We start from the raw sequence: 13,008 nt of genomic DNA on the forward strand, positions 1-13,008 counted from the left end.
TGCCTCACCGATAAAGATGCGCTTACCGCCAAGATTGTTGCGCCCCCGGGCATAACGAAGCGGGCACGATTGGCGGGCCTCAGCGCAGCAACGCCCGCACGGACTCCACGGTGTCCGCGTCCGCCGCCCGCTTGTCCTCCCGGTAGCGCACCACGCGGGCGAACCGCAGCGTCACCCCCTCGGGATACCGCGTCGAGCGCTGCACCCCGTCGAAGGCGACCTCCACGACGAGTTCGGGCCGTACGCGCACCACGCCCCGCCGTTCCTCCACCGCCAGCTCGCCGAGCCGTTTCGTCTGCCAGGCGAGCAGCGCGTCCGTCAGCCCCTTGAACGTCTTGCCGAGCATCGCGAACGTGCCGTCCGCCCGCCGCGCGCCCAGGTGCAGGTTGGACAGCTTGCCCGTGCGCCGCCCGTGGCCCCACTCGGCGGCGAGGACGACGAGGTCGAGCGTGTGCACCGGCTTCACCTTCAGCCAGGACGCGCCCCTGCGGCCCGCGCTGTACGGCGCGTCGAGCGCCTTGACGACGACGCCCTCGTGCCCCCGTTCCAGTGCGGCGGCGGCGAAGCCGGCGGCGGCGCGGCGTGCTTCCGGGTCGGCCGGGTCCGGTACCGGCAGCCGCCGTACGCGCCGTGGTTCCGGCGCGATGCGGGCCAGTTCGGCGACACGCTCGGCGGTGGGGAGGGCGAGGAGGTCGCGGCCGTCCACGGCGAGCAGGTCGAAGAAGACGGGCGACAGCGGCAGCGTCCCGGCGAGCGAGCCGACGCGGCCCGCCGTCTCCTGGAACGGCCGGGGCCGCCCGTCGTCGTCCAGCGCGATCACCTCGCCGTCCAGCACGGCCTGCTCGGCGGCCAGTTCGCGCGCGGCGGCGCGCACCTCGGGGAGGCGGTCGGTGATCTCGTCCAGCGTGCGCGTCCAGATGCGCACGTCGTCGCCGTCCCGGTGGACCTGCACGCGGATGCCGTCCAGCTTCTCCTCGACGGCGCAGGGGCCGAGCCGGTCCAGGGCCTCGTCCAGGTCGCGCGCCGGGCGCGCCAGCATCGGCAGCACGGGGCGGCCGACCGTCAGCCGGAACGCGCCCAGCGCCCCAGGGCCGTCCGCCAGCACCGCGCGCGCCACCGCGCCGAGCGAGCCGCCGAGCATCACGGCGCGGCGTACGCCGTCGGGCGGCGCGCCGACGGCGGCGGCCAGGCCCTCGGCGGCGAACGCGTCCAGCGCGCCCTGGCGCAGCTCGCCCGCCAGCAGGCGGACGAGGAAGTCCTGCTCGTCGGCGGTGGCGGCGGCCAGGAGTTCGGCGAGCAGCTCGTGCCGCCGCGCGCCCGAGCCCGTGCCGGAGGCGGCGGCGATGCGGGAGAGCGCGGCGTCGGTGTCGCGGACGGTCAGCGTGGCGGACGCGGCGGGCGGCGGGCGGTCGCGCAGGGCGGCCCAGCCGACGCCGACGCGCCGCTGCGGGAGGCGCCCGGCGAGCCAGGCGGTGACGACGGGGGCCTCGTCGGGCGCGGTGTCCCGGAACAGCGCGGCGAGCACGCCGACCTTCGCCGACCGCGAGGCGGTGGCGGCGACGTCACGCGAGGCCCGCGCGATCTCCTCGAACAGCACCCTTCCATGGTCACCGCAACGCGCCCGTCCCGCGCGCTGGAGGCCTCAACCGACCCGGCCGCCCCGCAGCGCGACGACGAACCGCCCCCAGCTCCCGGCCGCCACGACGATCAGGGGGCCGTCGCTCCGCTTGCTGTCACGGACGGGCACCGTGGGGAGGAGGTTCGTCGCGACTTCGACGCACTCACCGCTGCCGCTGCTGAAGCTGCTCGTCCGCCACACAGGGACGCCCGATGACTCCACCTGCTTACCCTCCGCCGTCCACATTGCCGAGTCTGTCACGTAGCGTGGCGATCATAGCGAGTGACTCGGCCGGGCTGCATGCCTGAGCACTCAGCTCGTCGAAGGCGGTGGTGAGTCGTGAGATCTCGACCGGCTTTTCCAGGAACAGGTCGCCGACATGGCTGTCCACCCAGATGATCTCGGGCTCGGCGCTCTGCGTGAAGTTCATCAGCACGAACGAGCCGGGCATCCCCGGATGCGCACCTGCGGTGAAGGGGATGACCTGCACACGGATGTGCGGCTCCGCCGACATCCGTGCGAGGTGGTCGAGTTGGGCGCGCATGACGTCTGCTCCGCCCACCAGTCGCCTGAGAGCTGCTTCGTCCACGGCAACGCGAAGCCTGACCGGCTTTTCCCTCTTCAGTATCGCCTGCCGCTCCATGCGTGCCCGCACACGCAGTTCGACCTCGCTGGACGGGGCGGTGGGGAGTGTGCCGGTGATGACGGCGCGGGCGTAGTCCTCGGTCTGGAGAAGTCCCGGGATGAAGAGCGACTGGTAGCTCTTCAGTTCTGAGGCTTCGGACTCGAACTGGATGTAGGCGTTGTACTCGTCGGGCAGTTCCGAGTCGTACGGGCGAATCCACCCTTGTTCCTGCGCTCCTCTCGCGAGGGTGATGATCTTCTCCCGCTCGTCCCCGCGCACCGAGTAGGCGTCGAGCAGGGCGATCAGTGTGCGTCTCTGAGGCCGGGCCTGGCGGGCTTCGATGCGCCTGAGAGTGACCTCGTTGACACCGGTCGCTTGCGCCACGTCCTTGATGGACAGCCGCTTCTGCTCGCGAAACCGCACCAGTTCCGAGGCCAAGCGCCGGACGCGGATGGTCGCGATCTGTGAATTCGCCATAGTTCCCTTCCTTCGCCCGCCGAGTCTCTGTTCCGCGTGCGGGTGCTGCAAGTAGCTCGCACGAGTGACAGTACTCAACTTTTGAGAACGCATCTCTTGCGTTTTAAAGAGGCGATGCGTCACTCTGGGCTTCCGGTCGCTCACCAGGCGGCTCGGTGGACCCCTGGAGGCTGCACATGAAGAACCCGTCGCCCACGCGCCGCGAGCAGTTGCGCGCCGCCGAGCAGGTGAGCCTTGAACTGGCGCACACGCTCAACGTGTTGGGCATCACGCTGCCGTCGCTCGGCATCGACCCCGTCTCCGCGTCCGGTACGAGCGTCGCGCCGTTGATCGACCTCGGGCGCGTTCCCGTGGACATGGCGAGGCGGCTGACCGCCGTAGTCCGTCGTGCTGTTGCCGAAGCGGCGCAGGACTGAGGCCAGAACACCCGTGCGGGGAGTCGTCCGTGAGGTCAGCCCTGACTCGCGAAAGAGCCCCGAGGACGCGGGTGCCCCGGCGGAGGGCGAGTCGTGGCATCCGAAGAAAGTGGACGGCCGTGTGCTGCTGGCATCTGGGCGACTTGAAGGTGACCGACCGAGGGACCTGCTGTGCGTCGTGCGACGCGCTGTTGTACGCGAAGTCGATTGTCGAAAGAGAGGACATCGCGGCTGATGAACGAAACGGAGATCCGGGCGCGGGCCCGACGGTGGGTGAAGGCGAACCGGAGTGAAGTGGTGCGTCGTTATGCGACCACCAGCCTCGCCGAACTCGCCAGGGAATTGCACGTCTCGACGGCGTTCCTGCGGTCCCGGCTCATCGAATGGCACGTCCCCATCCGCAAGCAGGGCGACGCGAACCGGCTGCGCAGGCGGGCGCGTCCGGGCGGCGACTGATGGGAGGTAGGCGACGCCGTGACGCACGGCCCTCTGTCCGGCACCAAGTCCGGTCGTGGTGCCGTGCGTTCCTCGACACCCTCGTTCCCACACATGGCAGGCATCGGGCGGACGAGCGGGCGCCCGCCGTTCCCCCCGCTCCCGATGCGGTGGTCTCCGCACTCAGGCGGCGCACACTCGTGATCACCGCCCACCGGCCGCCCGCCTTCCCCGCCGCTCACCTGCCCGGCGGAACCGTCTCCCCCGTCCCGTGGTACGTCGTCGTCCACGAGTCCGGTCGATGGGTCGGGGCAATCATCGAGGAACGTCGCCTGCGCGAGCGGGCGACACTGAACGGCGAAGACAGCGTTTGACTGCACAATGACTGCATTCACCATCAGGGACGTACCCGATGACATCGCGTCCCGCCTGAAGATCCGCGCCGCCGAAGCCGGTCAGTCCCTTCAGACGTACCTCCTCGCCCTCGTCACCCAGGAAGCCACCCAGCCCACCGTTGCCGAGATCGCGTGGCGCGCCGAGCGCTACGCGACCAGTGAGGTCGACAACGATGACGTGCTCGCGCTCATCGACGAAGGACGAGCCGCACGTTGATCGTCATCGACTCCTCGGCCGTCATCATGTTCCTCACCGACAGCGGCGCCATCGGCCGGCAGATCCGTGCCCGCGGAAGTCGCGTCCGCGCTTCTCGGCATGACTCGCGGCACGAGAATGGCGTCCCCATGCTCGACAGAACCCTGCTTGACGAGCACATCAAGACGTACAGCGCCCTGCGCGTCGAACGCCACGAGGCGATGCCCCTGTTGCCGCGAGTCCGGGTCCTGCACGCCAATCTGTCCGCCTATGACGCCACCTACGTCGCCCTCGCCGAAGCCCTCGGCGTCCCGTTCCTCACCACGGATGCCAGAATCAAGCGCGGCGTCCAGAGGCCGCGATGCGAGATCGACGTCATCGGCGTGGAGAAGAACTGACCTGACCGCCCGCCTTCCCCGCCGCTCACCTGCCCGGCGGAACCGTCTCCCCCGTCCCGTGGTACGTCATCGTCCACGGGTCCGGGCGATGGATCGCGGCCGTCATCGAAGAACGCCGACTCCGCGAGCAGGCGTTGCCGGACTGCGGAGACCGAAACTGAACGGTCGCGGGTGTGCGGCCCAAGAGGGCTTGCGGTGCCCTGCGGAATCATATGGCGGAGGTACCATAACCTTATGGCCTTGAAGAAGACGACCGTCATGGTCGATGAGGAGGACCTCGCGCTGATCAAGGCGGCGGCAGCGCGGGAGGGGCGGCCGGAGTCGGAGTACTTCCGGGCAGCCTTCCACCTCGCGGCCCTCCGCACCCGGCGCTGGAACACGGAGTGGGACATTCCGCTCCTGGACTTCGGGGGGCCTGTCACCGCCGAGGAGATCGACCGGGCGGTCTCGGACGGCGCGGCGGACGCCGAGTGATCGTCGTCGGTGACACCTCCGGGCTGGTCGCCGCTCTCAATGCCTCGGACCCCGAGCACAGCGCCGCCCGCACCGCCATGCAGGAGGCGGCGCTCACCGTGGTGTCACCGCTGGTGATCCAGGAGATCGAACACATCACCACACGCAACGTCAACCGCGGGGCCGCCTCCGTGGTGAACGACTGGCTGCTGGCCCAGGAGCGCTCGGGGCGTGTTGCGATCCCGGAGTTGTCCGCCGAGACGCTGCGCAATGCCCGCCTGGTCCAGAACCGCTACGCGGCCCTGCGACTGGATCTGACCGACGCCGTGAATGTCGTGCTGGCCGAGGCGTTCGACACGGAGACCGTCCTGACCCTTGACCGCAGGGACTTCAGAGCCGTCACCCCACTCACCGGCCACCACGCCTTCCGGCTCCTGCCCGACGACCTGTAGAGCCACCCACCCTCGCGCACCAAGGCATCCGGAGGCTCTGTACGGCGGGTGGGTGACGGGGACAGACTGGGCTTGGGGGTGGTTTGGGTGGGGATCGGGGACGAGGAGACCGCGCGGCGGGCGCTGGAGAAGGCGGCGGTGCTGCTCGCGCAGGGGAAAGCCGGTCGTGCGCGGCGGTGGTTGCGGCGGGCGGGGCAGGCCACGGCCGACCCGCAGGTGTGGTACCTGGTTGCGCACGCGTTCCACACGCTGATCGGCGACACTGCGCAGGCCGAGGTGTACTACCTGCCCGCCGCCGAGGTGGGGCACGTGGACGCGATGAACAACCTCGGCGTCCTGCTCAAACAGCGCGGCGACGCGGCGGGCGCGGGCCGCTGGCTGCTGCGCGCGGCCGAGCACGGCGACCTCGACGCCACCCACACGTACGCGCGGCTGCTGCACCAGTCGGGCCGTGAGGACGAGGCGCTGCCCTGGTACGAGAAGGCCGCGGCGGCCGGGCACGTGGACGGGATGATGAACGCGGGCACGCTGCGGCTGGCGCGCGGCGACCGGGGGAAGGCGCTGGAGTGGTTCCGCGCGGCGCAGCGCGCCGGGCATCCGCTGGCGGGAGCGCTGGCCGAGTCGGCGCAGCAGCAGGGGACACAGCAGCAGCCACCCCGTCCCCGGCCGGTACGGAACACCCCGCCGCGCGCACCCGTCGAGATCACCCCTGCCGCGCCGCTCGGCGCTGCCTACCAGGCCCAGGATCGCTACCTCTCCACCGGCGATCCCACTTACCTCGCCCTGGGCATCGAGCTGCTCGCCCAACTGACGGACAGCGCACTGCCCCGCGTCCAGCACGCCGAGGCCCTCACCCTGCGTGGCGTACTGCTGCGCTCCCGCTATGAGCGCGACGGCCGCCCCGACGACCTCGCCGACGCTGTGAAGGCGGGTCGCGCCGCAGTCGCAGTCTCCAAGGCCGCCGACCCCCGCTACGCCTCCCACCTCTCCAGCCTGGGCAACACCCTCTACGACGACTTCACCCACACCCGGCAGCTGCCGACCATCGACGAGGCGGTCTCCCTCCACCGCCGCGCCCTGGCGGCCCTGCCCGACGACCACCCCGAACGCGTCCCCATCCAGTCCAACCTGGCCAACGCCCTGCTGGCACGCGCCACCGCCGATCCCGCCGCCCTGGACGAGGGACTGGTGACGGAGGCCGTCCTCGTGGGCCGCGAGGTCGTCCGCGCGACGCCCGACGGCCACCCACGGCTGGCCTCGTACCTGGTCAACCTCGCCGCAGGACTGCTGACACTGCTGCGCGCACGCCCCAGCCAGGTCGTCGCCGACGAGGCGGCCGACACGTACGACCGCGCGCTGCGCGCCCTGCCCCGGCAGCACCCCTCCCGCGCGGACATCGAGGTGAACCGGCGGCTGGCCCACCGGGTCCGCGCCGCCCTGACCGCCGCCGGACCCGCCCCGCACGGGCCCGCCCCGCCGCCCCTCGGCACCGCCACCGCCGACCGGCTCCTCGCCCAGTACGAGACGACCGGCGCCGCCGCCGACCTCGACCGCGCGCTGGAGATCTACCGCACCGCCTACGCCTCCACCCTCGACCCCGCCGCCCGCCGCGAGACCGGCGTCAAACTCGCCACCGCCCTGTGGTCGCTGGCCGAACGGACCGGTGCCCGCGCCGATCTCGACAGCTCCCTCGACCTCTTCGCCGTCCTCCTGTCCGACATACCCGACGGTGACCCCCTCGCAGGAACCGCCCGTACGTCCCTCGGCTCACTGCACCGGCTGCGCTGGGAGTCCGGCGGTGACCCCGCCGACCTGGACAGCGCCCTCACCCACCAGCGTGCCGCCATCGCAGACGCCCCACCCGGCCACCCCATGCGCGCGTTACGCCTGGACGCCCTGGCCTCCGCGCTGACGCTGCGCTTCGAGGCGTACGGCGACACCGGCGCGCTCGAAGAAGCCCTCACCGTGCGCACCCAGGCGTTCGCACTGGCCGGCATCCTCTCCCCGCAGGGCCCCGGCATCGCGTCCAACCTGGCGCTCGGCCTGCGACTGCGCCCCGACGTCACGCGCGCCGACCTGGACGAGGCGGTCTCGTACGCCCGCGCCGCCGTCACCGCCACCCCGCCGGGCCACCTGTTGCACGCCCGCTTCGTGTCCAACCTGGCCGTCGTGCTCAGCGCACGCCACGCGCTCACCGGCGAGACCGCCGACGCCGAGGAGGCCGCACGCCACGCGTCCCAGGCAGTCGCCGCCACCCCGCTGGACCACCCCAACCGCGTCTCCCGCCTCGGCGCGCTGGCCACCGCACGCGCGCAGCTCCACGAAGCGGCGCCCACCCCCGGCGGCCTCGACGACCTGATACGCGCCGCCCGCCAGGCCGACGAGGCCACCCCGCCGGGCCACGTCGCCCACGCCCACCTGCGGTCGCTGCACGCCTGGGCGCTCGCCCGCAAGGCCGTCGCCACCGGCGACGGCGATCTCCTGGCCGACGCCGAGGAGACCCTGCGGCAGGCCGCCACCGACCCGGCGGGCCCGGTGGGCGCGCGGGTGTCGGCCGCACGCCGCTGGGCCGCCGCCGCGCACCTCGGGCACGGGCCACACGCGGCGCTCGACCCGTTCGCCCTGGCCGTGGACCTGCTGGCGCGCACGGCGCCGCGCCGCATCGGACGCACCGACCAGGAGCGGCACCTGGCGTCGTACGGCGGCCTCGCGCCGGACGCCGCCGCGTGCGCCGTCGCCTGCGGCGAGCCGGAGCGCGCCGTGGAACTGCTGGAGGCGGGACGCGGCGTCCTGCTCGCCCAGACGCTCGACACGCGGAGTGACCTGACGCTGCTGCGCGAGGCGCACCCCGAGGCGGCCGGGCGTCTCGACGCGCTCCGCGCCGTCCTCGACCCCGTGGGGCCGGGCACCCCCACCGCGGACGACCGGTACGCCGCCGCCACCGCCTGGGACGACCTGGTCGCCGACATCCGCAGCCGCCCCGGCTTCGCCCGCTTCCTGCTGCCGCCCGCCCCCGCCGACCTCCTCGCCGCACTCGGCGACCGCGCCACGGCCGTCGTCGTGAACATCAGCGGCCTGCGCAGCGACGCCCTGCTGCTCGCCCACGGCCGCGTGACGTCCCTCCCGCTGCCCGGCATGGACCTGCGCACCGTCACCACACGCACCGGGGCGTTCCTGGCGGCCGTCGCGGGGGCCGCCGACCCCGCCGCGGCACGCGCCGAGCGCGTCGCGCACCAGCAGACCGTCCGTGACACCCTCGCCTGGCTCTGGCGCGACCTCGCCGAGCCGGTGCTCACCGCACTCGGCCACACCGCGCCCCCGCCCGACGCGGCGGGGGAGTGGCCGCGTGTGTGCTGGATACCCACCGGCCCGCTCACAGCGTTGCCACTGCACGCCGCCGAAGCACCGGAGCACGCGGGGGCGGCCGTACTCGACCGCGTCGTCTCCAGCTACGCGCCCACGCTGCGGAGCCTTCTCCGTACTCCCGACGCCCCGAGCGCCATGCCCCCGGACGCCGGCCCCCTCGTCGTCGCCCTGCCCAGAACGCCCGGTGCCCACGACCTGCCGCACGTGGAGGACGAGGCCGCCCGCCTCGCCTCACGCCCCGGCGCCCGCCTGCTCACCGGAACCGGCGCGACCCGGGCCGCCGTACTGTCCGCGATCCCCCACCACGACTGGCTGCACCTCGCCTGCCACGCGCAGAGCCCGGACACCGTGCTCCTCCACGACCACGCGACCCGGCCGCTGACCGTGCCCGACATCTCCGCACTGCGCCTGCCGTCCGCCCGCCTCGCGTACCTCTCCGCCTGCTCCACCACCCGTGCCCGCGCGGGCCTGGACGACGAGGCGGTGCACATCACCGGCGCGTTCCAACTCGCGGGCTACCCGCATGTGGTCGGCACGCTGTGGCCGGTCAGCGACCGCATCGCGCCCGAGACGGCCGCCGCGTTCCACGACGCCTGGGCAGCCGGGGCGGACCCCGCCCGCGCGCTGCACGACGCCGTACGGGCGGTCCGCGCGCGGCTGCGGGCGACGCCGACGCTGTGGGCGGCCCACGTGCACGTCAGCGCAGCAGGTTGAGGCTCGACACGACCGTGAACAGCAGCACGAGCTTCTCGAACCGCGCCTGGTCGAGCCGCCGGATCACCGCCCGTCCGACGACCGCCCCGAGCAGCACGGCCCCGACCAGCGCCGCGTTCAGCCCCAGCGAGTCGCCGTCGATCAGCCCGAGCCCGGCGCTGAACGGTACCTTGAACACGTTGACGATCAGGAAGAACCACGCTGCCGTGCCGAGGAACTCCAGCTTCCGGTAGCCCGCCGACAGCAGGTACAGCGACATCACCGCGCCGCCCGCGTTCGCCACCATCGTCGTGAAGCCGGAGAGCAGCCCGAACACGGCGGCGCGCACCCGCCCGGCGCCGGCCCCCGGGCGCCGCCGCTGCCACAGGTGCACGACGACGACGGCCAGCAGCGTGCCGCCGATCGTCCGCCGCATCACCGTGTCGTCCACCCAGGCGACGAAGACGGTGCCGAGCACGATGCCCGCGACGACGGACGGCAGGAGCCGCAGCAGCGCGGGCCAGTTCGCGTGCCGCCGGTAGACGGCGACCGCGAGCAGGTCGCCGCAGATCAGCAGCGGCAGCAGCGCGCCGCTCGACTCGCGGGCGGGCAGGACGGCGGCGAACAGCGCCACCGAGATCGACCCGACTCCGCCGATGGACGTCTTCGCGACGCCGACGAGGAGCGCGCCGAGAGCGAGCAGCGTCCAGTCCGCACCGCTCAGCCCGCTGATCACGGACAGGACAATACGCCCGTTCGGGTGAGTGCCGGGAACTTGTCCGGCGACCGGAACGTGATAAGGGCGTGATGCTCCGTGACGGGGCGGGGCGGGGCGGGGAGCGAGCGACGTGGGGAAGGGGCCGGGGACCGTGACGGACACAGCGGCCGGACGGACGACGGATCTGACGGGCGACGCGGGGGATACGCGCGCGGTGGCGGGGCGCGGCGGGCGGTTACGTGCGCGGGCCCGGCGGCTGCGGCCCCGCGTGCCGCGCACGGTCCGCGGCAAACGGCGGGCGCTCCGGCTCGCGGTGACCCTCCTCGCGCTCGCCATGCTGCCGAACGCCTGGGTGTACGCGGCCACCGACGACCGGGTCCGCACCACGGAGAGCGCGCCCGCCAAGCCGGTGGCCCTCGTCTTCGGCGCGGGGCTGCGCGCGGACGGCACGCCGACCCGCTGGCTCGCCGACCGCCTCGACACGGCCGCCGAGCTGTACGGCAGCGGGCGCGCCCGCGTCCTCCTCGTCTCGGGCGACAACAGCACCGCGGCGTACAACGAGCCGGAGGCCATGCGGACCTACCTCGTCGAACGGCACGGCATACCGGCCGAGCACGTGGTGGCCGACCACGCGGGCCTGAACACCTGGGCGTCCTGCTCGCGCGCCGCCGAGGTGTTCGGCGTGGCGGAGGCGCTGCTCGTCTCGCAGGACTTCCACATACGCAGGGCCCTCGCGCTCTGCGAGGCGGCGGGCATCGACGCCTGGGGCGTGGGGGTCGGGGACCATGCGAGCATCCTGTGGGTGGTCAGCGGTCTGCGGGAGATGGCGGGCGCGGCGACGGCGGCGTGGATCGCGGCGTTCACGCCGGAGCCGGAGATCGCCGGTCCGCGGGAGACCGCCGTGCAGGACGCGCTGCGGGCCGGGCCGTAGGCCGGGGCCGGTCAGGGCCGGTCAGGGCCGGAAAGAGGGCGCGACGAGCCGTTCCACCGCCGCCGTGACGAGTTGCTCGCGCTCCGCCTCGCTGAACACGTCGGGCAGGGTGAGCTGTTCGACGATCAGCCAGTTGAGTGCCAGGACGAGCAGCAGCACGCCGGTGGCGTCGCCCGGCAGGCCCGACTGCGCGTGGTGCGCCACGTTCGCGTCGAGGTCGGCGCGGACGCGTGCGCTGAGCACCGCGCGCAGTGCCGGGCGCCTGGTGGCTTCGAGGCGCAGTTCGAGCAGCGCCAGGTAGCCGGTCCTGAACGCGCTGATCCGGCCGACGAGTTCGCGCATCAGCACGGCGTAGGTCTCCAGCCCGGGTGTCAGCGCCTGCTGTGCGGCGATGGTCTCCTCGTCGGGGATGAGGCGTTCGTAGACCCGGGCGCCGACCTGTGTGAAGAGGTCGTCGCGGCTGGTGAAGTAGTTGGAGGCGGTGCCGGTCGGCACGGCCGCCCGGGTGTCCACCGCCCGGAAGGTCAGGCCGCGCGCGCCCTCGGCCGCGAGCACCTCGATGGCGGCGTCCACGAGCGCCGCCCGCCGTTCGTCGTTCCTGCGCACCATCGATGCCACTCCGAATGCAGTACTCAGCGTGAACCGCTTCGTGCACGCTACTACGCGCGCGGCCCGCCGGGCGCCGTCGGGCAGTGTTCACCCGCCGTACGCCCGTGCGGGGAGCGGGAGTTACCGTGCGGCGCGTACAAGTGACGGCCTATGTCCACCACAGCGGCCGAGGCCGCCCCCGCCGCCCCACCCGCGCCGTCCCCACGGCCCGCGCGGGAGCACCGGTACGACATCGACCTGCTCCGCCTCGTCGCGTCCTGCTCGGTGATCCTCAGCCATGTGGCCGCCGCGTTCATCAAGGCCGTCGACGGGCGGGAGGCGAAGGGCGCCGCCGCGTACTGGGTCGGCATGACGGGCGACTCGGCCGGGTCGTTCGCCGTCCCGGTCTTCTTCGCCATCGCCGGCTGGGCCGTCCTCGTCGGCGCCCCGCCGCGCGACAGCCGTCGCCTGTGGCAGCGCATCACGCGCAACACCACGCCGCTGTTCCTGTGGACCGCCGCCTACCTCGCCTGGGCCTGGCTGCGCGGCACGAACGACGCCCCGGCGACCGACCTCGCCGTGCGCGGCCTCTTCGGCTCGATCGAGCCCGCGTACCACCTGTGGTTCATGTACGTGTACATCCCCATCGTGGCGCTGCTGGCCTTCGTCGCGCTGCTCAAGGCGGGCGCCCGCCCGTGGGCCACCGGCGCCGCGCTCCTCGCCGTCGCCTGCCTCCCCAGCCTGCTCACCACCCTCGGCGAGGTGACCGGCCACGACGCACCGTCCACAGGCTGGGGATTCACCACATACTCCGTCGTGTACGCGGCGGGCGGGGCACTGATCCTCTCCATGCCGCAGCGGCTGCCCGCCCGCTACCGGCGCCCGCTGCTCCTCGTCATCCCCGCCGCCATCGCGGGCATCCTCTGGTACAACACGCAGATCCACTACGTGATCCCCAACGCCCACCTCTTCGTCGCCGCCCTCACCCTGGCCGTCGTGCTGCTCATCTGCCGCACACGCGTGCCGGAACGCTGGCAGCCGCGCCTCAGCCGCACGGCGAACGCCGCGATGGGCGCGTACATGGTGCACGTCTTCTTCGTCGAGGAACTGGTACGCCCTCTGATCCCCGCCGACGCCGGCGCGCCCGCCGCTGTGGCCCTGTTCCTGTGCCTGCTGCCCGTGACAATCGCCCTGTCCTACGCGGTCAGCCTGCTGTGGGGCCGCCTCGGTCTGCGCCGCATCCTGGG

Annotated in this window: 15 protein-coding genes; 10 read left to right on the forward strand and 5 right to left on the reverse strand. The window is 73.0% G+C overall.

Annotated features, from left to right (window positions below):
- Positions 1-79 precede the first annotated feature (79 nt).
- The 3 genes from ACL02R_RS27675 to ACL02R_RS27685 are packed head-to-tail and all read right to left on the reverse strand — an operon-like array spanning position 80 to position 2,720.
- Positions 80-1,597, reverse strand: coding sequence for an ATP-dependent DNA ligase (locus ACL02R_RS27675; RefSeq protein WP_412799697.1), 1,518 nt, complete (start codon positions 1,595-1,597; stop codon positions 80-82).
- Positions 1,598-1,642: 45 nt separating this feature from the next.
- The gene (locus ACL02R_RS27680; RefSeq protein WP_412799698.1) at positions 1,643-1,840 is read right to left on the reverse strand and encodes a DUF397 domain-containing protein; all 198 of its coding nucleotides are present in this window, start codon (positions 1,838-1,840) and stop codon (positions 1,643-1,645) included.
- 4 nt (positions 1,841-1,844) lie between these two features.
- Positions 1,845-2,720, reverse strand: coding sequence for a helix-turn-helix domain-containing protein (locus ACL02R_RS27685; protein ID WP_412799699.1), 876 nt, complete (start codon positions 2,718-2,720; stop codon positions 1,845-1,847).
- Positions 2,721-2,896: 176 nt separating this feature from the next.
- On the opposite strand from ACL02R_RS27685, the gene ACL02R_RS27690 reads away from it, so the two are divergent.
- The 8 genes from ACL02R_RS27690 to ACL02R_RS27725 all read left to right on the forward strand — a co-directional run bounded on the left by ACL02R_RS27690 (position 2,897) and on the right by ACL02R_RS27725 (position 9,545).
- A complete protein-coding gene (locus ACL02R_RS27690) occupies positions 2,897-3,136 on the forward strand; it encodes a hypothetical protein (protein ID WP_412799700.1) in 240 nt (79 codons plus the stop codon).
- 234 nt (positions 3,137-3,370) lie between these two features.
- Complete coding sequence (locus tag ACL02R_RS27695) at positions 3,371-3,592, forward strand: hypothetical protein (RefSeq protein WP_412799701.1); 222 nt, start codon at positions 3,371-3,373, stop codon at positions 3,590-3,592.
- Between the two features lie 179 nt (positions 3,593-3,771).
- A complete protein-coding gene (locus ACL02R_RS27700; RefSeq protein WP_412799702.1) occupies positions 3,772-3,945 on the forward strand; it encodes a hypothetical protein in 174 nt (57 codons plus the stop codon).
- A 7-nt stretch (positions 3,946-3,952) separates the two neighbouring features.
- Entirely contained in the window at positions 3,953-4,183 is a 231-nt protein-coding gene (locus tag ACL02R_RS27705) for a FitA-like ribbon-helix-helix domain-containing protein (RefSeq protein WP_412799703.1), read from the forward strand.
- Complete coding sequence (locus ACL02R_RS27710; RefSeq protein ID WP_412799704.1) at positions 4,180-4,560, forward strand: type II toxin-antitoxin system VapC family toxin; 381 nt, start codon at positions 4,180-4,182, stop codon at positions 4,558-4,560. Before ACL02R_RS27705 ends, ACL02R_RS27710 begins: the two co-directional genes overlap by 4 nt.
- Before the next feature lie 234 nt (positions 4,561-4,794).
- Positions 4,795-5,034 carry a ribbon-helix-helix protein, CopG family gene (locus ACL02R_RS27715; RefSeq protein ID WP_362957147.1) on the forward strand — a complete coding sequence of 80 codons (240 nt, stop codon included), beginning with the start codon at positions 4,795-4,797 and terminating at the stop codon, positions 5,032-5,034.
- On the forward strand, positions 5,031-5,465 hold the full coding sequence (locus tag ACL02R_RS27720; protein ID WP_412799705.1) for a PIN domain-containing protein: 435 nt from the start codon (positions 5,031-5,033) through the stop codon (positions 5,463-5,465). The genes ACL02R_RS27715 and ACL02R_RS27720 overlap by 4 nt, the downstream gene beginning before the upstream one ends.
- 87 nt (positions 5,466-5,552) lie before the next feature.
- Positions 5,553-9,545, forward strand: coding sequence for a CHAT domain-containing protein (locus ACL02R_RS27725; RefSeq protein WP_412799706.1), 3,993 nt, complete (start codon positions 5,553-5,555; stop codon positions 9,543-9,545).
- Here the strand turns inward: ACL02R_RS27725 and ACL02R_RS27730 are convergent.
- Positions 9,529-10,260 carry a sulfite exporter TauE/SafE family protein gene (locus tag ACL02R_RS27730; RefSeq protein ID WP_412799707.1) on the reverse strand — a complete coding sequence of 244 codons (732 nt, stop codon included), beginning with the start codon at positions 10,258-10,260 and terminating at the stop codon, positions 9,529-9,531. The two genes, ACL02R_RS27725 and ACL02R_RS27730, sit on opposite strands and share 17 nt — an antisense overlap.
- A gap of 133 nt (positions 10,261-10,393) precedes the next feature.
- Between ACL02R_RS27730 and ACL02R_RS27735 the strand changes: the two genes are divergently transcribed.
- Positions 10,394-11,173, forward strand: a complete 780-nt coding sequence (locus ACL02R_RS27735) for a vancomycin high temperature exclusion protein (protein WP_412799708.1) — start codon at positions 10,394-10,396, stop codon at positions 11,171-11,173.
- A 21-nt stretch (positions 11,174-11,194) separates the two neighbouring features.
- Here the strand turns inward: ACL02R_RS27735 and ACL02R_RS27740 are convergent, their stop codons facing one another.
- Positions 11,195-11,782, reverse strand: a complete 588-nt coding sequence (locus ACL02R_RS27740; RefSeq protein WP_412799709.1) for a TetR/AcrR family transcriptional regulator — start codon at positions 11,780-11,782, stop codon at positions 11,195-11,197.
- 150 nt (positions 11,783-11,932) lie between these two features.
- Between ACL02R_RS27740 and ACL02R_RS27745 the strand changes: the two genes are divergently transcribed.
- Positions 11,933-13,008: acyltransferase (locus ACL02R_RS27745; protein ID WP_412799710.1), on the forward strand; the 1,076-nt coding region annotated here is incomplete at its 3' end.

Source organism: Streptomyces sp. MS19, from assembly GCF_047200595.1.
GTDB lineage: Bacteria > Actinomycetota > Actinomycetes > Streptomycetales > Streptomycetaceae > Streptomyces.